Source organism: Nonomuraea sp. NPDC049750 (assembly GCF_040659625.1).
In the GTDB taxonomy this organism is placed as follows: Bacteria; Actinomycetota; Actinomycetes; order Streptosporangiales; family Streptosporangiaceae; genus Nonomuraea.
Map to the genome: position 1 here is coordinate 752,907 of NZ_JBFANB010000002.1, position 22,160 is coordinate 775,066.

Genomic DNA, 22,160 nt, shown 5'->3' on the forward strand with positions numbered 1-22,160 from the left:
CGCGGGACACGAGTTCCCGCGCCTCTGGACGTTCAGGAGAAGACGTTCAGGAGAAAGACGTGCAGGAGGAAAAGGTGTCGAGCAGACCCTGGTTACGCAGCACTGTCGTCGTCCTCGCCATCACGGCGTCCGCTCTACCTCTCACCGGAGCCGCCCGAAGCGAACCGGGCGCGACGGCTCCCCAAGTCCAAGGCGTTCAGGAGGGCGAGCCCGGCAAGCCCGACCTGGACAACCGGCAAGGCAGAGTCCCGCCGCCGGTCGGGATCAACGCACGCGGCGCGGGACCGTCGGCCGAGATCCGCTGGAACGATCTAGGCACCCCCGCCGCCATCACCAGCGCCGAGCCGCTGGCCGAAGGGCTGGGCGCCGACCCGGAGCAGGCCGCGCGCGCCTACCTCAAGAACAACGAGCGGATCTTCGGCCTGTCCGGCGCGTCGGTCGACGCCCTGGAGAAGGTCGCGGTCAACCCGATCGGCGCGGGCCACGCCGTACTGCTGCGCCAGCGCTTCGGCGGCCTACCGGCCGGCGTGGACGGCCTGGTCGCGATCGGCGTGGCCGGCGGCAAGATCAGGCACGTGACCTCCTCGCTGTCGCGCGACACGGCGGCGCCCCCAGCCGCCACGATCACCGCGCAGCGAGCCATGGAGATCGCGGCCAGGGACGACGGCATCGACCTGGCCACGGCCGTCACCAAGCAGGTCAGCGCGGTTGCCGTACCGGCGCCCGATGGGGTGCACAGCGCGTACCAGGTCGTCCTGATCGGTGGCAAGGGCGAGGCGGCGGGGTACACCACGCACGTCGACGCGGTCAGCGGCGCGATCCTGGTCCGGGAGAACCTGGTCGAGCACTTCGACCCGGACAACCCGACATGGTCGGCGTTCCCCTCGAACCCGCCGGACGACTACTCCTCCACCGACACCCGCCAGACCTGGTGCTTCGCGGCGGCCCCCGGCTGCGACTACGTGACCGGCGGCGACCCGCCGACCGGCAAGGCGTGGGACGTCGACCACGCCACGAACACCTCCACCACCACCAGCGCCGGCAACGCGGCGAAGACCGTTGAGAACCGGGCGAACCCCGACCCGTTCTCGGTCGGCACCCGCGGCAACGTGCTCACGCCGAGCCGCAACTACACCTACCCATGGCGGAACCAGTGGCATGAGGCGAAGTGCGACCCCGCGGTCTTCGACCAGAGCGGTGAGAACGACCTCGAAGCCGCCATCGCCAACCTGAACGCCATGCACAACCGCATGCACGACTGGTCCTACCGGCTCGGCTTCACCGAGACGGCGTGGAACATGCAGGTGAACAATGGCGACCGCGGCGGGCTCGGCAACGACCCAGAGCAGGGTAACGCCCAGGCGGGCGCCCGCGACCTGACCGTGCGCGACAACGCCAACCAGATCACCGGGCCCGACGGGGTGGCGCCGATCACGAACATGTACCTGTGGCAGCCGGTCGCGGGCTCGTTCTACTCCCCGTGCGTGGACGGTGACTACGACATGTCGGTCATCGGCCACGAGAACACCCACGCCATCTCCGGCCGCATGATCGGCGGCCCGAACGCCGGCTGGAGCGGCGCGCAGGCCGGCGCGATGAACGAGAGCACCTCCGACCTGATGGCGATGGAGTACCTGTTCGAGTACGGCTTCCGTCCCTCCGGCCAGACCCCGTACGTCACGGGCGGCTACGTCACCGGCGACCGCGAGCGGGGCATCCGGAACTACGACATGTCCAAGTCGCCGCTCAACTACAGCGACATCGCCTACGACCTCGTCGGCCAGCAGGTCCACGCGGACGGTGAGATCTGGTCGGCCACGCAGTTCGACGTGCGCGACGCCTTCGTCAAGCGGTACGGCAAGGGCACCGCCAAGCAGCAGCGGGCTTGCGCGGACGGCAAGACGCCGCTGGCCAAGTGCCCGGGCAACCGGCGCTGGGCGCAGCTCTCCCTCGATGCCCTGCTGCTCATGGCCTCGGGCGCGGTCAGCTACGTCGATCACCGGGACGCGCTGCTCGCGGCCGACGCGATGCGCTTCGATGGCGCCGACCAGGACATCATGTGGCGCGCGTTCGCCGAGCACGGCCTGGGCGCGACGGCGGCCAGCGTCGGCCCGAACGACCCCGACCCCACGCCGAGCTTCGTCAACCCGGCCGGCAAGAACGGCTCGCTGCAGCTCAAGCCGCTGGGCGAGGCGAAGGGCGCGGCGCTGCGCCTGTACGTGGGCGACTACGAGGGACGGGTGGTCCCGGTCGCCGACACCGACCCCGCGACGCCGCTCGGCGACACCGTGGAGATGACGCCCGGCCTCTACGACTTCGTGGTGGCGGGCAATGGGTTCGGTCACACGCGGCTGAAGTTCCCGGTAGTGGGCGGGGCGAAGCTGCCGCTTCCCCTGCCGCTGTCGCGCAACCTCGCCTCGGCCTCGGCCGGCGCGGTGGCCTCGGGCGACGGCGTCAACCAGGCCAAGCTGATCGACGAGACCGAGGCCACGAACTGGGCCTCACTCACCGGGGCGCCGGCCGGCAAGTCGGTCACGGTGGACCTGGCGGGCGACAGCCCGGTCAAGATCCGCAGAGTCCAGGTCAGCGCGATGCTCAGACCCAACATCAACGACTCGGCCGACCCCGGCGCGCAGAACCGCTTCACCGCCCTGCGCTCCTTCGAGGTGCTCGCCTGCGCCAAGGACTGCGCGAACCCGGCCAGTTTCAAGAAGATCTACACCAGCCCCGCGGACGCGTTCAAGACCACGCTGCCCCGTCCCCGTGGCGCGAACCTGCTCATCAAGTCGTTCACCGTCCCCGCCACCACCGCCACCCACCTGATGCTCCGTACGCTCACCACCCAGTGCACCGGCAACCCGCTCTACGCCGGTGAGCAGGACAACGATCCCAACTCCTCGACGGACTGCGCCACGGCCAGCCCGGCACGCGACCAGGCCCGAGCCGCCGAGTTCCAGGCGTTCTCGTACTGATCCGCGGAGACGGTACGGCTTGCGCTCACCACCGGGCGCAGGCCGTACCGTTGATCTATGTATCCTCCGATCGAGCCCTACGACCATGGGCATCTCGACACCGGCGACGGCCATCTCGTCTACTGGGAGGTCTGCGGAAATCCCGAGGGCAAGCCCGCACTCGTCGTCCACGGTGGCCCTGGTTCGGGCTGCTCGGAGAACCAGCGGCGCGGGTTCGATCCCGAGCGTTACCGCATCATCCTGTTCGACCAGCGCAACTGCGGCCGGAGCCTGCCCCACGCCAGTGACCCGGCCACCGATCTGTCCACCAACACCACCCCGCACCTGATCGCCGACATGGAACGGCTGCGGGAGCACCTCGGCGTCGACCGGTGGCTGCTCTACGGCGGCTCGTGGGGGTCCACGCTCATGCTCGCCTACGCCGAGGCGCATCCCACGCGGGTGTCGGAGCTGGTGATCTGCGGCGTCACCATGACCCGCCGCTCCGAGATCGACTGGCTCTACAACGGCGTCGGCCGCTACTTCCCCGAGCAGCGGCAGCGCTTCCGCGAGGGCGTCCCGGAGTCCGACCGCGACGGCGACGTGCTGGCCGCCTACGCGCGGCTGATGTCCGACCCCGACCCCGTCGTCCGCGCCAAGGCCGCCCACGACTGGGTGACCTGGGAGGACACGGTGATCTCCATGGAGGTCAACGGCAAGCCGAACGCCTACAGCGACCGGCCGCCCCTGGCTCTTCTGGCCTTCGTACGGATCTGCGCCCACTATTTCTCCAACGGCGCCTGGCTGGAGGAGGGCATCCTGCTGCGCGAGGCGCACAAGCTGGCCGGCATCCCCGGCGTCCTCCTCCACGGCCGCTTCGACCTGGGCTCACCGCTGGAGACCGCCTGGGACCTGGCCCAACGCTGGCCCGACGCCCGGTTGGTCGTGGTGGACGACTCGGGCCACACCGGCAGCGGCACCATGCGCAAGCAGGTCCTGGCCGCCCTGGACGCCTTCGCGACCTGACCCTCTTCGTTTCCCCCGAAAGGGGACCCCTCCCCAGGGGTCCTCAGCCCAGCGGACCGTTTTCTTCCGCTCCCCCGGAGGGGGTATTCCTCCAAGGGACCCCAGCCACAACGGACCGTCACAGCTCTAGTGACGGTCGGCCCCCGGTCGCTTGGCGGCCAGGGCGATCACATCGGCGAGTTCGCCCAGCTCAGCGGGCTCCTCGGTAAGCGCGGCAATAGCCAGCCGCAGATGCGGCTGCCCCGGCCGGATCCGATACCGGCTGCCGGGCGCCGCCGAGATGCCATGGGCGGCCAGCGTGACCAGAGCCTCCGACTCGTCATGGACCGGCACCCACAGCACAAGACTGTCCCGTCCCCCGGTGCGCACGCCTCGAGCCGACAGCAGAGTGGCCAGGCTCGCGCGCCGCCGAGCATAGGCGGTCCGAGCCTGCTCCACGATCGACTGCGTGCCCGGGTCGGTGAGCAGATGGGCCAGCGCGTCCTGAAGGATCCTGCTGGTCCAGCCGGTGCCGTAGCTACGCAGCACCCGCACCCGCTCCACAGCCTCCGCCGCCCCGCCGATGATCGCGAGACGCAGGTCGGGCCCATGTGACTTGGAGTACGAGCGCACTAGCACCGTCCGGTCGGGCAGTTGCGTGCCGATGCTGCTCAGCGGCACAGTAGACAGGTCGCCGATCCCGTCGTCCTCGACGACGAGGGTGTTCGTGGGCGCGAGGAGCCGGGCCAGCTCGGCGGAGCGGCTCTCGGGCACGGCGTAGCCGCACGGCGAGTGGCCGCGCGGCTGGTAGACGAACGCCACCGGGCTGGAGCGCAGGCTTTCGGCGAGCGCGGCCGGGATGGGCCCGTCCTCGTCGCAGGCGACGGGGACCACCTCGACGCCGATCATCTCCAGGATGTCGAGCAGCCTGGCCGCGGTGGGCTCTTCGATGGCGATGCGGTCGCCGGGCAGGGCGGTCGTCTGGCAGAGCAGCTGGACCCCCTCGTACCCGCCGCCGAGCGCCAGCCAGCTCTGCGCCGCGAACGGCCAGGTGGGCTCGACCGCGGCCCGCAGGCGCGGGGTGATCGTCTCGCGGACGTAGCCGTTGAACCCTTCGGCGGAGGTGGCCGTGGCGAGCGCGGCGTCGAGGGGCGGGAGCAGCGCCCGGTCCGGCGCCGCGATGGCGAGGTCGATCGCCAGCCTGCTGCCGAAGTGGCCGATTCGCTCGTAGCGCGCCGGGTGCGGCACGCCGGGAGGTCCGAGTACCACGGTTCCCCGGCGGCCCTCCGTACCGATCATCCGGTGTTTGCGCAGCTCAGACCAGGCTTCGGCGATCGTGCTCGGGCTGACGCCCAGCGCGCGGGCCAGGTTCCGCACGGTGGGCAGCCGCGCGCCGGGCCGCAGCGTGCCCTGCCGGATCAGGTCGATCAGAGAGGTGGCGATGCCACGCGCGCTCGGTTCGCGAACCTGCTGCCCCAGCCAGGCGGGATCGACCTCCACGAGAACTCCCATCTGACAAAGCTTTGTTCAGGAACAAAGAGCAGCTTGTGTAGCGGATTTCGCTGAACATAAGGTACAGCCCAATACATCGCTAAAGGGAGTTTTTGTGACGAAACCTGGCATTCGGCTTGGTCTACGGGACTGGGATCACCTCGTGCCCGTGGCGACCGGGACGCTGACGTCCGAGGCGTTCGACCTGGATCTCGATTCCCGGTCGATCACGCCGGACGTGCTGAGCGAGCCCGAGCTGGACGGCGGGGAGACCTCCTTCAGCAGGTACGTTCTGGGCCGGGCCAAGGGTGACGACCGGCTGGTGGGACTGCCCGTCTTCGTGATGCGCGGCTTCCGCCAGCGGTGCGTGCTGGTGCGGCGTGACAGCGAGCTGCGCGAGTTCGCCGAGCTGAAGGGGGCCCGGATCGGCCTGACCGGCTGGCCGGACTCGGGCAACACCTGGACGCGGGCGCTCCTGCGGGCGGCCGGAGTCGACCTCACCGGGATCCAGTGGACGGTCGGCGCCGTGGACGCGCCTGAGCCGGGCAAGGACCGCGTCGGCACGGCGAAGCTGCCGGACAACGTCAGCGTGACCGACGGCTCGCTCGCCGAGCAGCTCGACGCCGGACGGCTCGACGCGATCATGACCCCGTTCATGCCCGAGGGCTTCTTCACCCCGGAGAGCCGGTTCCGTCACCTCCTGGCCGACCACCCGGCGGCCGAGCTCGACTACTACCGCCAGAACGGCTTCGTCCCCGGCATCCACCTGGTGACGCTCAAGCGCGAGGTCGTCGAGCGCCACCCCTTCCTGCCGCAGGCCGTACAGGAGCTGTTCGAACGCTCCAAGCGGCACTGGCTGGCGCGGCGGCGGCTCCTGACCGACACCACCCCGTGGCTGCTCGCCGATCTGAGCCGGACCCAGGAGGTCTTCGGCGCGGACTGGATGCCGTACGGCACCGCCGCCAACGCCGCCATGACCGCGGCCTTCTGCACCGAACTCCACGCCCAGGGGATCGCCCCCGCCCCCATCGATCCCCAGGAGGTCTTCACCCGATGAGCAACCTGAACAACCTGCGTGTGGCGGTCGGCCAGTTCGCCTCCGCCGAGGACTGGGCGGCCAACCTCAAGACCTGCGGCGACCTCTTCGACGAGGCCGTCGCCGGGAACGCGGACCTGCTGGTGCTCCCGGAAGGGGCGATGGCCCTGTTCGTCGACGATCCGGTACGGATCCGGCAGGCGGCCCAGCCGCTCGACGGGCCGTTCGTCACCGGGCTGGCCGAGCGCACCCGTGGTACGTCCACCACAGTGATCGTCGGCATGCACCAGCCCGCCGAGGACGGCCGGGTGATCAACACGCTGGTCGCGCTGCGCGACGGCGAGATCATCACCATCTACCGCAAGCTGCACCTGTACGACGCCTTCGGCCGGCGCGAGTCGAACAACGTGGTGGCCAGCTCGGACAACCCCGTCGTCTTCGACTGCGCGGGCTGGAAGATCGGGCTGATGACCTGCTACGACGTCCGGTTCCCCGAGCTGGCCCGGCTCCTGGCCGACCAGGGCGCGCAGGTGGTCGCGCTGCCCGCGGCCTGGGTGCGCGGCCCCGCCAAGGAGTGGCACTGGGAGGTCATGGTCACCGCCCGCGCCCTGGAGAACACCTACTACGTGGCCGCGTCCGGCGAGTGCGGCCGGCGCAACATCGGCAACAGCATGTTCGTCGACCCGCTCGGCATCACCCGAGCCCGGCTCAACGGCGACACACCCGGTCTGCTCTGGTCCGAAGCCTCGGCCGAGGAGCTCGACCGGGCCCGCGAGAGCCTGCCCGTCCTCGCCAACCGGCGTTTCACCGTCAATCCCCTCCCCACCACCCCCTCGACAGGTCCCTCGACCTCGATCGCCCAAGGAGCGTAATGCGTAAGACCCAAGCCGCCGGTGCCGTCATGGCCGGCGCCCTGCTGCTGGCCGGATGCGGCGCCAACCCGACCGAGAGCCAGGGCGCCGTCGGGGACACCCCCTCCGCGCCCGCCGCCGCCAGCCACACCAAGGACCAGGCCCTGTTCGACCGCCTGCCCGACAAGGTGAAGAGCGCGGGCAAGCTGGTCTCGGTGAACAACGGCTCGTTCCCGCCGTACGAGATCGCCGGCACCGACGGCAAGTCGCTGACCGGTGTCGCGGCCGACCTGTCCGAGGAGCTGGGCGGTCTGCTCGGCGTCAAGATCGAGCACGTGACCGTGGACGGGCTGCCCAGCCAGCTCACCGGCATCGCGGCCGGCCGCTACGACCTGGCCCTCGGGCCGGTGGGCGACTTCCCCGACCGCCAGGCCTCCAACGACTTCGTCGACTGGGTGCAGGAGTTCGTCGTCTTCGCCGTGGCGAAGGGCAACCCGAACAAGATCCAGTCGATCGCCGACACCTGCGGGCTGCGGATCTCCGTGATGGCCGGCGGCTCGGCCGAGAAGGTGATCAAGGCGCAGTCCGACACCTGCGTCAAGGACGGCAAGAAGAAGGTCGAGGTCCAGTCCTACAAGGACCAGCCCACCTCGATCCTCGCGGTCCGCTCCAACCGGGCCGACGCCTTCTTCTCCTCGCAGGCGCCGCTGACTTACTTCGTAAAGCAGTCGGGCGGTGAGCTGGAGCTGGCGGCTACGGGCAAGCCCAACGGGTTCGACACTCTTTACCAGGGCGCCGTCGTGGCCAAGGACTCGCCACTGCGGGATGTGATCAAGGACGGCATCCAGAAGCTGATCGACGACGGGACGTACGAGAAGGTCATGACCAAGTGGGGGACCAGCGGCAACATGCTCAAGCAGGCCGGCGTGAACCTGGCGGCGAAGCAGTGACGACCGCCACCGAGCGGCACTCGCCCCCTGAAGTGGACGTCGCGGGGGCGGCGCGGACGCGGCACCCGCTGCGCTGGGTGGCCTCGATCATCCTGCTGGTCCTCGCCGCCCAGCTGGTGAACCTGCTGATCACCAACCACAACTTCAAGTGGGACGTGGTCGCGCGCTACTTCAACGCGCAGGTCATCGGCGCGGGCATCATCACGACGCTCTACCTCACGGTGATCGCCATGGCCGTCGGCGTGATCCTGGGGGTGATCGTCGCGATGGGGCGGCTCTCCCAGAACCCGATCGCGCGGATCGTCTCCGGGCTCTACGTCTGGTTCTTCCGTGGTACGCCGGTGCTGGTGCAGCTCGTGCTCTGGTACAACCTGTCCGCGCTCATGCCGCAGATCTCGTTCGGCATCCCGTTCGGCCCGGAGTTCCTCACGGCCGACACCAACAAGCTGATCACGCCGCTGCTGGCCGCCATCCTCGGGCTCGGGCTCAACGAGGCGGCGTACATGGCGGAGATCATCCGCGGCGGCCTGATGTCGGTCGACCCCGGCCAGACCGAGGCCGCGTCGGCGCTCGGCATGAGCCGGGGCAGGACGTTCCGCCGGATCGTCCTGCCGCAGGCGATGCGGTTCATCGTGCCGCCGACCGGCAGCCAGGTCATCAGCATGCTGAAGGCCACCTCGCTGGTCAGCGTCATCGCCCTCGCCGACCTGTTGTACACCGTGCAGGCGATCTACAACCGCACCTTCCAGACCATCCCGCTGTTGATCGTGGCCTGCGTCTGGTACCTGGTGATCACGTCGATTCTGTACGTCGGCCAGTCCTTCATCGAGCGCCACTACGCGCGCGGCGCCACGCGGAACGCTCCCCAGAGCTTCTGGAGCTTCCTGATGTTCCGGCGACGGCAGCCGGCGCCGGCCCCGACCCGCGAGGAGACGCCATCATGAGCACGCCCATGGTGCACGCCCGGGCCGTACGCAAGAGCTTCGGCCACCTGGAGGTGCTCAAAGGCATCGACCTGACCGTTGAGCGGGGTGAGGTCGTCGTCATCCTGGGACCTTCCGGGTCGGGCAAGTCGACGTTCCTGCGGTGCGTCAACCACCTGGAGACCATCGACGGCGGCGCCATCCACGTCGACGGCGAGCTGATCGGCTTCCGCGCCAACGGCGGGCGGGTGCACCACCTGGGCGATCGGGACATCACCCGCCAGCGCCGGGAGATCGGCATGGTCTTCCAGCAGTTCAACCTGTTCCCGCACTTCACCGTGGTGCAGAACATCATGGAGGCGCCCGTCGGGGTGCGCGGCGAATCCCGCGCGAAGGCCCGTACGCGGGCTCTTGCCCTGCTGGAGCGGGTCGGCCTGGCGGACAAGGTGAACAGCTATCCCCGCCAGCTGTCCGGCGGCCAGCAACAGCGGGTCGCCATCGCCCGCGCGCTGGCCATGCAGCCCAAGCTGATGCTCTTCGACGAGCCGACCAGCGCGCTGGACCCCGAGCTGGTGGGCGAGGTGCTGGCCACCATGAAGGGGCTGGCCACCGACGGCCTCACCATGATCGTCGTCACTCATGAGGTGGGCTTCGCCCGCGAGGTGGCCGATCGGGTGGTGTTCATGGACGGCGGGGTCATCGTGGAGGCCGGGCCGCCCGCCGAGGTGCTCGACAACCCGCAGAACCCGCGCACCCGCGCCTTCCTCAGCAAGGTCCTCTGAGGCCAGGCACCGGCCTGATCTGAGAACACCGGCCTTAGGTCAGGCGCCGGCCGTCTTCCGGGTGAGGGCGGCGTAGAGCTCCGGGTCGCTCGACGCCCGGACGATGAGCTCCGGCCGGAGCAGCTCGGTCTCACCCTGCTCGCCCTCAAGGACCCGGACGAGCTGGTGCAGCCCGCGGCGGCCCATCTCGTGCATGGGGGAGCGGACCGAGGTGAGCGGGACCGGCAGCTCGGCGGCGAGCGGGGTGTCGTTGAAGCCCACGACCGCGATGTCCGCCCCGACCCGCAGCCCGTGGTCGCGCAGCGCGCCGATCGTGCCGATGGCGCCGAAGTCGTTGACCACGAAGATCGCTGACGGGAGCGGGCCCGTCGCGAGCAGGCGTTCGGCCCCCTCGTGGCCGCCGCGCGCGTCGAAGCGCGAGTGCACGATCCGGTGCTCGGGGATCGTGAGCCCGGCCTCGCGGAATCTCTCGACGAAGCCGCTGGTGCGGTCGATGCCGGTGCTCGCGTACGGCTCGCCGGCGACGATCGCCACCTCCTCGTGCCCGAGGGCCAGCAGGTGTTCCGCGGCCATCCGGCCGCCGAGCCGGTCGTCGCAGACGACCGCCGGGTGCCGCCCGGCCCGCCGGTTGACCAGCGTGAACGGGACGCCGCGGGCGGCGACCTCGTCGAGGAAGCCCGTGTCCGCGTGCGCGTCGCCGAAGATCATGCCGTCGACGCGGCGGCCGAGGACCATCTCCGTACGGGTTCGCTGAACGTCGGGCAGGTCGCGCGTGTTGGTGACGAACGTCGACAGTCCGTGCTCGGCGGCGGCCTCCTCGATGCCCTCGTAAATGGTCGCGAGCACCACGTCGGACAGCCGGGGGACCAGCACGCCGATCAGATTGCTGCGCTGGGTGCGCAGGCTCATCGCGTGCGGATTGCGCTGGTAACCGAGCTCGTCGGCGAGCTTGCGGACGCGCTCCACAGTTGGGCTCGACGCCGCCCGCAGACCTTCGCCGGGCTTGGCGTGCAGCACTCGCGACACCGTGGAGACGTGCAGGCCGAGTTGGTCGGCGATCATCTGCAGCGTAACCGGCCGCGCCCTCTTCGCACCCAATGTCCCTCGGCTTCCGGCTGGGGTTTTCTTGATTTTAACGTGAAGTTCTTGACATCTCGTAGGCGCAGGTCAGATGCTACCAAACGTTTGGCGCAAACGTTTGGGTAACTGAGGAGGCCGTCGAGTGTCCAAGGTCATCGTCCTGTCCACAGGAGGGACCATCGCGACCCGCAGGGACGGGCAGGGGGTGGGTCTCGCCCAGGATCGGGCGGGCGAGCTGCTCGGCCGTCTCCCGGTCGACCCCGGGGTGGAACTCGTCGGGCGGGACGTGCTCTGCGCGGGCAGCTACCTGTTCACGCTCGCGGACATGCGCGAGGTCGCGCTGCGGACCCGCGAGGCGTTCACCGACCCCGACGTGCTCGGCGTCGTCGTCACCCACGGGACCGACGGCATGGAGGAGACGGCCTACCTGGTCGATCTGTTCCATGACGACCCGCGGCCGGTCGTGTTCACGGGGGCGCAGCTGCCGGCCGACGCGGTGGACGGCGACGGCCCGCGCAACCTCGCCGACGCCATCGCGGTGGCGGCCGGCGGCCGGGCCTGCGGGCTGGGGGTGCTGATCGGCTTCGACGGCCAGATCTTCGCCGCCTCCGGCACCCGCAAGACGCACACGCTCGCCTCGTCGGCGTTCTCCGCGCCGGACAGCGGGCCGCTGGGGCGCGTACGCGACGGCCAGGTGAACATCGTGATGACGCCCGCGCGGGCCAAGCCACTGGACCTCGACACCTTCGACCTCGACGGAGTCCGTACCGACATCGTGGCCCTCTACCCGGGCTGCGACACCGCCGCGCTGCGCGCGGTGGTCGACGCGGGCGCCACCGGGGTCGTCCTCCAGGCGCTGGGCGCCGGCAACGGCAACCCCCGGATCAGGGACGAGGTGGCCCGGATCACCGAGGCCGGCGTCGTTGTCGCCCTGTCCACCCGGGTCGACGCCGGGCCCGTCGCCGCGCTGTACGGCAACGGCGGTGGCGCGGATCTCGTCGAGGCCGGCGCCATCCCCACCGGAACCCTGCGCTCGCCGCAGGCGCGCGTCCTGCTGAGCGCGCTGCTCGGCGGCCATCGCGACCCGGCCCGGGTACGCGAGGAGCTGCGCGCGCGGACCTGGAATACCTCTGCGATCGAAAGGACGAAGTGACCATGCCCAAGGAGATTCTCGTCGCGTACGGCGTGGACGTCGATGCCGTCGCCGGCTGGCTCGGCTCGTACGGCGGGGAGGACTCGCCGTGCGACATCTCGCGCGGACTGTTCGCCGGTGAGGTCGGCGTCCCGCGGCTGCTGCGCCTGTTCGAGAAGTACGACCTGCGGACCACCTGGTTCATCCCCGGCCACTCCATCGAGACCTTCCCCGACCAGACCCGCCAGGTCGTGGCCGGCGGTCACGAGATCGGTGTGCACGGCTACTCGCACGAGAACCCGATCGCGATGAGCAGGGAGCAGGAGAGCGCGATCCTCGACCACTGCATCGACCTGGTGGAGAGGTACTCCGGCAGCAGGCCGACCGGATATGTCGCCCCGTGGTGGGAGTTCTCGCCCGTCACCAACGAGCTCCTGCTGGAGCGGGGCATCAAGTACGACCACTCGCTCATGCACAACGACTTCAGCCCGTACTACGTCCGCGTCGGCGACTCCTGGACGAAGATCGACTACTCCCGCCCGGCGGCCGAGTGGATGAAGCCGCTGGAGCGCGGTCAGGAGACCGACCTGGTGGAGATCCCGGCCAACTGGTACCTCGACGACCTCCCGCCGATGATGTTCGTCAAGGCCAGCCCGAACAGCCACGGCTTCGTCAGCCCGCGCCACCTCGAAGAGATGTGGCGGGACCAGTTCGACTGGGTCTATCGCGAATCGGACTACGCGGTCTTTACCATGACCATTCACCCCGACGTCTCGGGCCGGCCGCAGAGCCTGCTCATGCACGAGCGCCTCATCGAGTACATCAGCGGCCACGAGGGCGTGCGCTGGGTGACCTTCGACGAGATCGCCGACGACTTCAAGGCCCGCTCACCCCGGTAGCGGCCCCGCGCCTGTCCATGCCGGTCCGGTGATGACGCATGCGCGAAACCCCCCACTCTCTTTCTCCGAAAGGGCATCTCCATGACAACCACCTCATCGGGCATCCCGGAATCGGGCACCCGGCCCTTCCCACGTGTCGGGGTGCGGCAGACGCGCAAGGCCACGGTGATCGCGCTGTTCGCGTGGATCTTCGCGGTCTACGACTACATCATGTTCGGAACGCTGCTGCCGGAGATCTCCGGCCAGTTCCAGTGGTCCCCGGCGCAGGCGTCACTGATCTCCACGCTGATCTCGGTGGGGACGGCGATCGTCGTCCTCGGCGTGGGGCCGCTGGTCGACCGGCTGGGCCGCCGTAAGGGCATGATCATCACCGTGTCGGGCACGGCGCTGGCCTCGGCGGTCTCGGCCGCCACGATGAACGCCGCCTACCTGGTCGGTGTGCGCTCCATCGGCGGGCTCGGGCTCGCCGAGCAGTCGGTCAACGCGACGTACCTCAACGAGATCTACGCCGTCACCGAGGACGAGAAGATCAAGAAGCGCCGCGGCCTGATCTACAGCCTGGTCCAGGGCGGCTGGCCGCTCGGCACCCTGCTGGCCGCCGCGTTCATCGCGCTGTTCCTGCCGCTGGTCGGCTGGCGGGGCTGCTTCCTGCTGGCGACGTTCCCGGCCATCGTGATCGCGCTCCTGCGGCGCGGCCTGCGCGAGACGCCGCAGTTCGAGCTGCAGCAGAAGATGGACCGGATGCGCAAGGAGGGCCGTACGGAAGAGGCGGCCGTCCTCGCCCGCGAGTACGGCGTGTCCGAGGGCAAGTCGGCGCCGTTCCTGGAGATCTTCCGCGGGTCGGCGCTGCGCAACACGCTCGTCCTCGGATTCGCCTGGTTCGTCAACTGGTTCGGCATCCAGGTGTTCAGCGTGCTCGGCACGACGGTCCTCACCCAGGGCAAGAACGTCAGCTTCACCAACTCCCTGCTCATGTTCATCGTGATCAACGCGGTCGCCTACGTCGGCTACGTCTTCCACGGCTGGGCCGGGGACCGGTTCGGGCGGCGCAACGTGATCGCGTTCGGCTGGATGGCGTCCGGCGTCATCTTCGCGCTCATGCTGCTGGTCGCCAGCGGCACCTTCGCCGTGGTCGTGCTGTACTCGCTAGGCATGTTCTTCCTGGTGGGGCCGTACTCGGCGATGCTGTTCTTCATGGGCGAGTGCTACGACACCCGCTGCCGCGCCACGGGGACCTCGTTCATCAACGCGATCAGCCAGCCGGGCGCCATCGCGGCCGGCGCGATCATCACCGCGATGCTGGTCGCGGGCTCGGACTGGAACCAGGGCGCGCTGCTGGTCGGCGCGCTGGGCACGTTCTTGTCGGGATTCGTGATGTTCGGCGCGCGGAAGGTGCCCGCGCTGTGACCGCTCGCGACATGGACGGACGGGTTGCCGTTATTACCGGTGCCGCCAGCGGGATCGGCCGCGCGCTGGCCGTCTCGTACGCCGCCCATGGCGTCCGTACGGTCATCGGCACCTTCCCCGGCGACCCGCACGACCCCGCCGAGACCCTCCGCCAGGTGGAGAAGGCCGGTGGCGCGGGCGTGGTGCACGAGGTCGACGTACGGGACGCCGCGCAGGTCGAGGCGTTCGCCCAGCGCGCGCTTGACGAGTGGGGCCGCCTCGACATCGCGGTGGCCAACGCCGGAGTGCTGCGCCGGGCCCCGCTCGCGGAGCTCACCGACACGGCCTGGGACGACATGCTGCAGGTCGACCTGACCGGCGTCCTGCGCACCCTGCGCTCGGCGGCCGCCCGGATCTCCGGTCCCGGCGCGATGGTCGCCGTGTCCTCCATCGCGGGCGGCGTGTACGGCTGGGGCGAGCACGCCCACTACGCCGCCGCGAAGGCCGGGGTGCTCGGCCTGTGCCGCAGCCTCGCGGTGGAACTCGCCCCCCGGCAGATCCGCGTCAACTCGGTCATCCCCGGCCTCATCGAAACCCCGCAGTCGTCCGACCCGGTGAACTCGCTCGGCCCCGACGGCCTGGCCCGAGCCGGACAGGACATCCCGTGGGGCCGGGTGGGCCGGCCGTCGGAGGTAGCCTCCGTCATCCGGTTCCTCACCTCGGCCGACGCCGGCTACATCACCGGCCAGAACATTGTCGTCGACGGCGGGCTCACGGTCCGCATGCCCGCCTGAGGAGGAACCGCATGCCCGCCCAGGAGTCCGCGCCCGCCCCGGAACTCGGGTCCACTTCGGAACCCTTTTCCGCCTCGGCAGCCACGCCCGCCCCGGAAGATCGGCCCGCCCGGGAACACCGCCCCATCCCGGTATATCGGCCCGCCCTGGAACACCGGACCGCGCTGATCACCGGTGGCGCGAGCGGCATCGGCCGCGCGATCGCCGAGGCGTACCTCCGTGAGGGAGCCCAGGTCGTCCTGGCGGACCTGGACGCCGAGCGCGCGGCCACCGACATCGGGGCGACCGGGCACGTCGCAGTCGATGTCAGCGATCCCGGGGCCGTCGCCGGGGCCGTCGCCGGCGTGCTGGACCGGTTCGGCCGGATCGACGTCCTGGTCAACTCCGCCGGCATCCTCACCGAGGCGCCGCTGGTCGAGATGGACCCGAAGGTGTGGGCGGAGACGATCGCGGTCGACCTCACCGGGGTCTTCCTGTGCTGCCGTTACGTCGTGCCGCACATGGTCGAGCGGCGCTGGGGACGGGTGATCAACATCGCCTCCCAGCTCGGCATCAAGGGCGGCCGCTCGCTCAGCCACTACGCGGCGGCCAAGGCCGGGGTCATCGGGCTCACCAAGTCGCTCGCGCTCGAGGTCGCCGAGCACAACGTGCTGGTGAACGCGATCGCACCCGGTCCCATCGAGACCCCGCTGGTGGCCGGGATCACCGAGGAGTGGAAGGCGGCCAAGCGGGCGGAGCTGCCCCTGGGCCGGTTCGGCCGCCCGGAGGAGATCGCGCCGACGGCGGTCCTGCTCGCCAGCGACCCCGGCGGCAACCTCTACGTCGGCCAGACCCTGGGCCCCAACTCCGGCGACGTCATGCCGTGATCCATGTGGCGAGCCTTTGGGAAGAGCGAACGGCTGATGTGCGGCGCGTGCGGGCCGGGAGAGCCTACTGATGTGTGGGCGGGGTGGTGATGGCTGATGTGCGGTGCTTGCGGTGAACGCGGGGACACGGACTGGGCGCGGCCCTGGGTGGCGGGGCCGGGCGCCCGTGCGGCGGTGGCTCGCGCGGTGACCCGGGTGCGGCCGTCGCCCGGGGTGCGGGTCTCGCCTTCCGGTGGTGGCTGGCTCGCCGCCCGTCCCACCGGTGGCGCCGTGGTCTGCGCGACGCTCGGCGAGCTGGTCGCGGCGGTAGGCTCCACCTCCGGCACCGCCTCCGGGCCGGATTCGGGCGGCTCCTTGGGCGGCGAGGTGACCGGTATGCCAGGTTCCGCGTCGTCCGGCTGCGCCACCGGGCCGGACCTGGGCCAGCCCTCGGGCGGCGAGATGGCCGGTGCGATAAATTCCGTGTCGTTCGGCTCGATCACCTGGCTCGACCCGGCGCACGCCTCGGGGCGGTTGTCGGTCCCGGCGGCGGACGGCCGTATGGGGATCGTCCTGCGCGTAGACCCCCTCGCGCCGCCAAGCCCCGCCCTTGGTGCTGCGGTGGCCGACGTAGCCGCGCCGGACGAGGCGGCCGTCGTGGTGGTGCCGGACGACGCGGCGGCGCTGGCCGTACTGGCCGAACTGGCCACGCCGACATGGCTGCGACGGCTCTACCTGGAGCGCGTCGAGGGAGTGAGCGCGCCGTGGGGCCGGCCGTTGGACGGCCCGTCCGTGCCGCCGCCCCGATCCGCGGCGCTTGCCGCCGATGCGGTCGTCAGGCTCGAATGGGCGCGGCAGGCGGGCCGGTTCGACGACACGGCCTTCGCCCTGAGCTGCCCTCTCGACGACGACGCGGTGCTGCTGGACGTGGAGATCCGCGCCGGTCACGTGGTCCGCGCCCGTACGCGACCGTACGGACGCCTGGAGGTCAGCGGTTCAGGAGCGTACTGAGCCGGGGGGCGTACGTGGCGTGGAAGACCAGCGACGCGGCGCCGATCGCGGCGGCGTCGGCGGCGATGGGGGAGGTCTCGACCTGGACCGTGTGGAGGCGGCGGGCCAGGGGCCGGGTGGCCACGGCCGCCGCGACCGCCCGACGGTAGACGTCCGCGACCTCGTGCATCGCCGGACCACCCAGCACCAGCAGGTCGATGTCGAGCATGTTGACGATGCTCACGGCGGCGTCGGCGAGCCGGGCCGCGACCTGGCCGATGACCGTACCGGCGAGCGGATCGCCGGCCGCGGCCGCCGCGCAGATCGCCGCGTGGTCGAGCCCCTTGGCGGTCAGTGTGCTCTCGGCGCCCTCGGCCAGCCGCGCCCGTACGGTCGCCTCGATCGCGCTCGGGCAGCAGACCGCCTCGACGCAGCCGCGGTTGCCGCAGTAGCAGTCGGGGCCGTCCGGCGCCACCGTGATGTGGCCGAACTCGCCGGCGTTGAGGGATCGGCCGCGGTAGATCTGGTTGTCGAGGAACAGCCCGCCGCCGATACCGGTCCCCAGATACAGGTAGGCGAAGCTCGGCGCGGCCCGTGCCACCCCGGCCCAGCGCTCGCCGATCGCCGCCGCCGTGGCGTCGTTGTCGGAGGTCACCGGGAAGCCGGCGTGCTGCTCCAGCAGGCGTTTGATGGGCACGTGGTCCCATCCGGTCAGGCGCGGCGGGACGTTCATGATGCCCTCCGCGTCGAGCGGTCCGGGACAGGCCAGGCCGATGCCCAGCACCTTGCGGTCGGGTACGTCCGCTTCGCGCAGCACCCTGCGGGCGGTGCGGGCCATCTGGCGGATGACCGCGTCGGGCGCGAGACCGGGCCGTACGGCGGTGTGCAGCTTGGCGACCGGCTGCCCGGCCAGGTCGGCCAGCACGTACGAGATCTCGCCGGGATCGAAGTGGATGCCGACGGCGTAGCCGGCGGTCGGGTCCACCCGCAGGATCGTGCGCGGTTTGCCGCCCCGGGACGGGAGCGAGCCGTCCTCGATGACGAGACCTTCCTCCAGGAGCCGCCGCACGATGACGGACACGGTCTGGGCGGTGAGCCCGGCGCGCCCGGCGATCTGGACGCGGCTGATGCCGTCCGAGACCTGGATCGCCTCCAGGACGACGGCCCGATTGAAATGGCCTACTTTCGGGAGATTTGTCCCTTTCTGCATGTATGACTGCTCCCCGTGTTTTTGGGCTTCCGTCGTTGACTTAATAAATCAAAAAGATTTACCGTCTCGTCAAGTCAGTTCTGTGGGCCGGTGAGAAGGAGTCCCATGAGACGAGCGATGGTGGCCTCGATCCTGACAGTCGCGTTAGCCGCCACGGCCGGCGCATGTGGTGCGGACACGCCGCAGAAGAGCGCCAACGGGGCCAAGGAAATCGAAGTCCTCTACAAGGTGGAACCCTCCTGGCCGCACCTGGAGAAAATGCTCAAACAGGCCAAGACGCAGTACGAAGCCGCGCACAAGGGCGTGACGATCAAGCTGACCGCGGTCCAGGGCGGCAACGAGGTCTACTACACCAAGCTCGCCCTGCTGAACCGCTCGGCCGAGTCGGCTCCGGACGTGTACCTCCACGACACCTTCCAGGTCAACGCCGACGTCGCCGCCGGCAAGCTGGCCCCGCTCGACGACTACCTGAAGACGTGGCCCGATTGGGCCACCCAGTATCCCGACTCGGTCAAGCAGGCCGCCAAGGGCCCCGACGACAAGATCTACGGTGTGCCGATCAGCACCGACACCCGAGGGCTCTGGTACAGCAAGGACATTTTGACCAAGGCCGGCATCCAGCTGCCGTGGCAGCCCAAGACCTGGGCGGACGTGTTGACCGCGGCCCGCGCGATCAAGCAGAAGGTGCCGGGCGTCGTCCCCTTCAGCATGTACTCCACCAAGCCGCACGGCGAGGCCGCCACCATGCAGGGCTTCGAGATGCTGCTCTACGGCACCCCCGGCGGCACGCTCTACGACGACACCCAGAAGAAGTGGGTCTCCTCCGGCAAGGCGTTCACCGACTCGCTCGCCTTCATCAACACGATCTACCGCGAGGACCTCGGCCCGAAGAAGGCCGACGCGTTCAACCCCAAGCTGGGGGAGAAGATCGGGCTCGACTGGTTCCCCAACGGCAAGATCGGCATCGACCTCGACGGAGCCTGGATGTCGGGCAGCTGGCGGCCCACCAGCACCAAACCGTGGCCGCAGTGGGCCGAGAAGATGGGCTGGACCGCCATGCCGACCCAGAACGGTCAGGCGCCCGGCGCCGTCAGCATGTCGGGCGGCTGGGTCATGGCGATGAGTTCCTACGCCAAGGACAAGAAGGACGCGTGGGACTTCATCGCCACGGCGACCAACAAGGACAACACGCTGCTGTACTCCGTCGGCACGGGTGACCTCGCCCCACGCAAGGACGTGGCCGCAGACCCGAAGTACACCGCTGACAACCCGAGCGTGAAGTTCTGGTCCGATCTGGCGTCGGTCACGCACTACCGCCCGGCGTACGAGGTCTATCCGAAGGTCTCGGCCGAGGTGCAGAAGGTCATGGAAGCGATGACGACCGGCTCCAAGACCCCGGAGGCGGCGGCCAAGGAGTACGCCGACGCGCTGCCCGGTGTCGTCGGCGGCCCGGACAAGGTGATCCCCGGCTCATGACCGTCACGTCCGTGACGCCGCCACGGCTGGCCGGCTCCCCTGACAAGGGGGAGCCGCGCCGGCGGGCCCGGCGCACCCTGCGCTGGCTGCTGCCGCTCGGGCCCGCCCTGATCATGTTCGTGATCTTCATGGTCGGGCCCATCCTGTGGAGCGTCTACATCGCCTTCACCAACGAGACGCTGACCGGCGCCGCGTCGGTGAACTCGCAGTTCATCGGCGTGGACAACTTCGTCAAGATGTTCAGCGACGAGGACTTCCGCAACTCCCTCCTGCTGACCTTCGTCTTCGTGATCGGCTCGGCCGTCATCGGGCAGAACACCCTCGGCCTGATCATCGCGCTGCTCCAGCGGGGCCGGGGACGAGCGGTCAGGAGTGTGGTCAACGGCATCGTCATCGCGGCCTGGGTGGTGCCCGAGGTGGTCGCGGCGGCGTGCTGGTACTCCTTCCTGGCCGAGGAGGGCACGCTCAACGAGGCCCTCGCCGCCCTCGGTTTCTCCCAGGACTGGCTCTACAGCGCGCCCATGATCGCGATCATCCTGGCCAACGTGTGGCGCGGCACCGCATTCTCCATGCTGGTCTACTCCGCCGCGCTGTCGGACGTACCGGGGGAGCTGCTGGAGGCGGCGGCGGTGGACGGGGCGAGCACCTGGCGGCGGCTGATGCACATCACCCTGCCGCTGATCCGCCGCTCGATCCTGTCGAACCTCATGCTGATCACGCTGCAGACCCTGGCCAGCTTCGGCCTGATCTACGCCCTCACCGGCGGCGGTCCTGGCACGGACAGCCAGACCACCCCGCTCTACATGTACGAGCAGGCGTTCCGCTACTTCGAGATCGGCTACGGCAGCGCGATGGCCCTGGTGATGCTGGTCATCGGCGCCGCGTTCTCCCTCGTGTACCTGCGATTGATCAAGGTGGATACCTGATGACGCGCCTGGCCGCCCGTGGCGCGGCACTCATCTCACTCGCGGTGATCGCGCTGGCCTTCCTCGGGCCGTTCCTGTGGGTGCTCCTGGCCTCGCTGCAACCCGACGCCAACCTGGCCGCGCAGCCGACCTTCCAGTTCTCGCTCAAGAACTTCAGCGCGGTGCTGACCTGGGAGACCATCTACCACCCGATCATCAACTCGATCCTCATCTCCGGCAGCACGGCGATCCTCACCGTGATCGTCGCCGGGCTCGCCGCCTACCCCCTGTCCCGCTACACCCTGCGCTTCAAGCGGCATTTCATGCTGACGCTGCTGTTCACGACCGGCCTGCCGGTCACGGCGATCATGGTGCCGGTCTACTCGATGTTCTTCCGGTTCAACCTGTACGGGTCGATCCCGGCCATGGTGCTGTTCCTGGCCGCCAGCTCGCTGCCGTTCTCCATCTGGATGATGAAGAACTTCATGGACGGCGTCCCGGTGAGCCTGGAGGAGTCGGCCTGGGTCGACGGGGCCGGCTGGGTGCAGTCGCTGCTCAGGATCGTCGGGCCGCTGATGGCGCCCGGAGTGGCGGTCGTGGCCATCTTCGTCTTCGTCGGCCAGTGGGGGAACTTCTTCGCCCCGTTCGTCCTCCTCGACACGCCGGAGAAGCAGCCGGCGGCGGTGACCATCTACACCTTCTTCTCCCAGTACGGGCAGGTCGCCTACGGTGAGCTGGCCGCCTTCTCGATCATCTACACGACCCCGGCCGTGGTCCTCTACGTCGCCGTGAACAAGTACCTGGCCGGTTCCTTCAGCTTCGCCGGATCAGTGAAGGGCTGAGCGCCTTGGTGAAGAGCTGAGCACCACCGCTCAGTGAAGGGCTGAGCGGCGTTCCCAGTACGCGGAGACGACCCTGGTGTGCAGCGGGAAGGCCAGCTCCCGCGGCTCGCCCATCACCGACCACTCCATGGTCTCGGCCGTCGGCACCATCGGCGGCAAGGCGGCCGAGACGGTCGGCGGTGCCAGGCCGAAGACCAGCAGGGTGCCGTCAGGAGCGCTGTGCGCGTCGAACAGCCGCACGCGGTCCGCGTCGACGACTACGGCCGTCTCCTCGTACAGCTCCCTGGCGGCGGCCTGCTGCCAGCTCTCGCCGACGTCGATGAACCCGCCGGGCAGGGCGAGCTCGCCCCGGTGCGGCTCGATGCCGCGCCGGACCACCAGCAGGCCGTCGTCCACGGGCAGCAGCAGCACCGCGACGGGCAGCGGGTTGAGGTAGGCGGTGTTGCCACAGCTTGCGCAGGCCCGCGGCCACGCCTGGTCGGGTGCGAACGCCTGGCCGCAGAAGGAACAGTGCGAGTTCTTGATCGGCATGGGGTGAGACTACGACGGTCCGTCGTGGCTGGGGTCCTTAGGGGCCGGGGGAGAAGACGGTCCGTCGTGGCCGGGGTCCTT

20 protein-coding genes are annotated in these 22,160 nt (G+C 69.8%); 16 read left to right on the plus strand and 4 right to left on the minus strand.

The genetic code is table 11. The features are described 5' to 3' along the window. Positions 1-59 precede the first annotated feature (59 nt). Positions 60-2,972: a M36 family metallopeptidase gene (locus AB0J16_RS08615; RefSeq protein ID WP_358536055.1), complete on the plus strand. Its 2,913-nt coding sequence runs from the start codon at positions 60-62 to the stop codon at positions 2,970-2,972. Positions 2,973-3,029: 57 nt separating this feature from the next. After that, positions 3,030-3,977, plus strand: coding sequence for a prolyl aminopeptidase (pip, locus tag AB0J16_RS08620; RefSeq protein ID WP_358536057.1), 948 nt, complete (start codon positions 3,030-3,032; stop codon positions 3,975-3,977). Positions 3,978-4,103: 126 nt separating this feature from the next. On the opposite strand, the gene AB0J16_RS08625 is transcribed toward pip, so the two are convergent. After that, complete coding sequence (locus AB0J16_RS08625) at positions 4,104-5,468, minus strand: aminotransferase class I/II-fold pyridoxal phosphate-dependent enzyme (RefSeq protein WP_358536059.1); 1,365 nt, start codon at positions 5,466-5,468, stop codon at positions 4,104-4,106. Between the two features lie 142 nt (positions 5,469-5,610). Between AB0J16_RS08625 and AB0J16_RS08630 the strand changes: the two genes are divergently transcribed. From AB0J16_RS08630 to AB0J16_RS08650, 5 genes are read left to right on the plus strand one after another with little or no spacing between them, the layout of a single operon-like run. Continuing rightward, positions 5,611-6,504 carry a hypothetical protein gene (locus tag AB0J16_RS08630; protein ID WP_358536061.1) on the plus strand — a complete coding sequence of 298 codons (894 nt, stop codon included), beginning with the start codon at positions 5,611-5,613 and terminating at the stop codon, positions 6,502-6,504. Next, positions 6,501-7,355 carry a nitrilase-related carbon-nitrogen hydrolase gene (locus tag AB0J16_RS08635; RefSeq protein WP_358536063.1) on the plus strand — a complete coding sequence of 285 codons (855 nt, stop codon included), beginning with the start codon at positions 6,501-6,503 and terminating at the stop codon, positions 7,353-7,355. Before AB0J16_RS08630 ends, AB0J16_RS08635 begins: the two co-directional genes overlap by 4 nt. Further along, positions 7,355-8,284, plus strand: coding sequence for an ABC transporter substrate-binding protein (locus tag AB0J16_RS08640; RefSeq protein ID WP_358536065.1), 930 nt, complete (start codon positions 7,355-7,357; stop codon positions 8,282-8,284). The genes AB0J16_RS08635 and AB0J16_RS08640 overlap by 1 nt, the downstream gene beginning before the upstream one ends. Continuing rightward, on the plus strand, positions 8,281-9,228 hold the full coding sequence (locus AB0J16_RS08645; protein ID WP_358536067.1) for an amino acid ABC transporter permease: 948 nt from the start codon (positions 8,281-8,283) through the stop codon (positions 9,226-9,228). The genes AB0J16_RS08640 and AB0J16_RS08645 overlap by 4 nt, the downstream gene beginning before the upstream one ends. Further along, positions 9,225-9,989 (plus strand): amino acid ABC transporter ATP-binding protein, encoded by a 765-nt coding sequence (locus AB0J16_RS08650; RefSeq protein ID WP_358173851.1) that lies wholly within the window; start codon positions 9,225-9,227, stop codon positions 9,987-9,989. The genes AB0J16_RS08645 and AB0J16_RS08650 overlap by 4 nt, the downstream gene beginning before the upstream one ends. Positions 9,990-10,028: 39 nt before the next feature. Here AB0J16_RS08650 and AB0J16_RS08655 read toward each other — a convergent pair whose 3' ends face one another. Further along, on the minus strand, positions 10,029-11,051 hold the full coding sequence (locus AB0J16_RS08655; RefSeq protein ID WP_358536069.1) for a substrate-binding domain-containing protein: 1,023 nt from the start codon (positions 11,049-11,051) through the stop codon (positions 10,029-10,031). Positions 11,052-11,211: 160 nt separating this feature from the next. Here AB0J16_RS08655 and AB0J16_RS08660 point away from each other — a divergent pair, with 160 nt between their 5' ends. The 6 genes from AB0J16_RS08660 (at position 11,212) to AB0J16_RS08685 (ending at position 17,136) form a co-directional block, all read left to right on the plus strand. Next, the gene (locus AB0J16_RS08660) at positions 11,212-12,222 is read left to right on the plus strand and encodes an asparaginase (RefSeq protein WP_358536071.1); all 1,011 of its coding nucleotides are present in this window, start codon (positions 11,212-11,214) and stop codon (positions 12,220-12,222) included. Positions 12,223-12,224: 2 nt separating this feature from the next. Continuing rightward, the gene (locus tag AB0J16_RS08665; RefSeq protein WP_358173837.1) at positions 12,225-13,100 is read left to right on the plus strand and encodes a polysaccharide deacetylase; all 876 of its coding nucleotides are present in this window, start codon (positions 12,225-12,227) and stop codon (positions 13,098-13,100) included. 81 nt (positions 13,101-13,181) lie between these two features. After that, positions 13,182-14,507, plus strand: a complete 1,326-nt coding sequence (locus AB0J16_RS08670) for an MFS transporter (RefSeq protein ID WP_358536073.1) — start codon at positions 13,182-13,184, stop codon at positions 14,505-14,507. Further along, positions 14,504-15,280, plus strand: coding sequence for an SDR family NAD(P)-dependent oxidoreductase (locus AB0J16_RS08675; protein ID WP_358536075.1), 777 nt, complete (start codon positions 14,504-14,506; stop codon positions 15,278-15,280). The genes AB0J16_RS08670 and AB0J16_RS08675 overlap by 4 nt, the downstream gene beginning before the upstream one ends. 11 nt (positions 15,281-15,291) lie before the next feature. Beyond that, positions 15,292-16,146 carry an SDR family NAD(P)-dependent oxidoreductase gene (locus AB0J16_RS08680; RefSeq protein ID WP_358536077.1) on the plus strand — a complete coding sequence of 285 codons (855 nt, stop codon included), beginning with the start codon at positions 15,292-15,294 and terminating at the stop codon, positions 16,144-16,146. Between the two features lie 96 nt (positions 16,147-16,242). Beyond that, positions 16,243-17,136, plus strand: coding sequence for a hypothetical protein (locus AB0J16_RS08685; protein ID WP_358536079.1), 894 nt, complete (start codon positions 16,243-16,245; stop codon positions 17,134-17,136). On the opposite strand, the gene AB0J16_RS08690 is transcribed toward AB0J16_RS08685, so the two are convergent. Further along, positions 17,114-18,325: an ROK family transcriptional regulator gene (locus tag AB0J16_RS08690; RefSeq protein ID WP_358536081.1), complete on the minus strand. Its 1,212-nt coding sequence runs from the start codon at positions 18,323-18,325 to the stop codon at positions 17,114-17,116. The two genes, AB0J16_RS08685 and AB0J16_RS08690, sit on opposite strands and share 23 nt — an antisense overlap. 105 nt (positions 18,326-18,430) lie before the next feature. On the opposite strand from AB0J16_RS08690, the gene AB0J16_RS08695 reads away from it, so the two are divergent. Genes AB0J16_RS08695 through AB0J16_RS08705 form a run of 3 tightly spaced genes read left to right on the plus strand, consistent with a single transcriptional unit; the run spans position 18,431 to position 21,548 of the window. Beyond that, positions 18,431-19,801 carry an extracellular solute-binding protein gene (locus AB0J16_RS08695; protein WP_358536083.1) on the plus strand — a complete coding sequence of 457 codons (1,371 nt, stop codon included), beginning with the start codon at positions 18,431-18,433 and terminating at the stop codon, positions 19,799-19,801. Beyond that, on the plus strand, positions 19,798-20,727 hold the full coding sequence (locus AB0J16_RS08700) for a sugar ABC transporter permease (RefSeq protein ID WP_358536085.1): 930 nt from the start codon (positions 19,798-19,800) through the stop codon (positions 20,725-20,727). The genes AB0J16_RS08695 and AB0J16_RS08700 overlap by 4 nt, the downstream gene beginning before the upstream one ends. Continuing rightward, the gene (locus tag AB0J16_RS08705; RefSeq protein ID WP_358429945.1) at positions 20,727-21,548 is read left to right on the plus strand and encodes a carbohydrate ABC transporter permease; all 822 of its coding nucleotides are present in this window, start codon (positions 20,727-20,729) and stop codon (positions 21,546-21,548) included. Before AB0J16_RS08700 ends, AB0J16_RS08705 begins: the two co-directional genes overlap by 1 nt. Positions 21,549-21,578: 30 nt before the next feature. Here AB0J16_RS08705 and AB0J16_RS08710 read toward each other — a convergent pair whose 3' ends face one another. Further along, complete coding sequence (locus AB0J16_RS08710) at positions 21,579-22,079, minus strand: NUDIX domain-containing protein (RefSeq protein WP_358536087.1); 501 nt, start codon at positions 22,077-22,079, stop codon at positions 21,579-21,581. Positions 22,080-22,160: the final 81 nt, after the last annotated feature.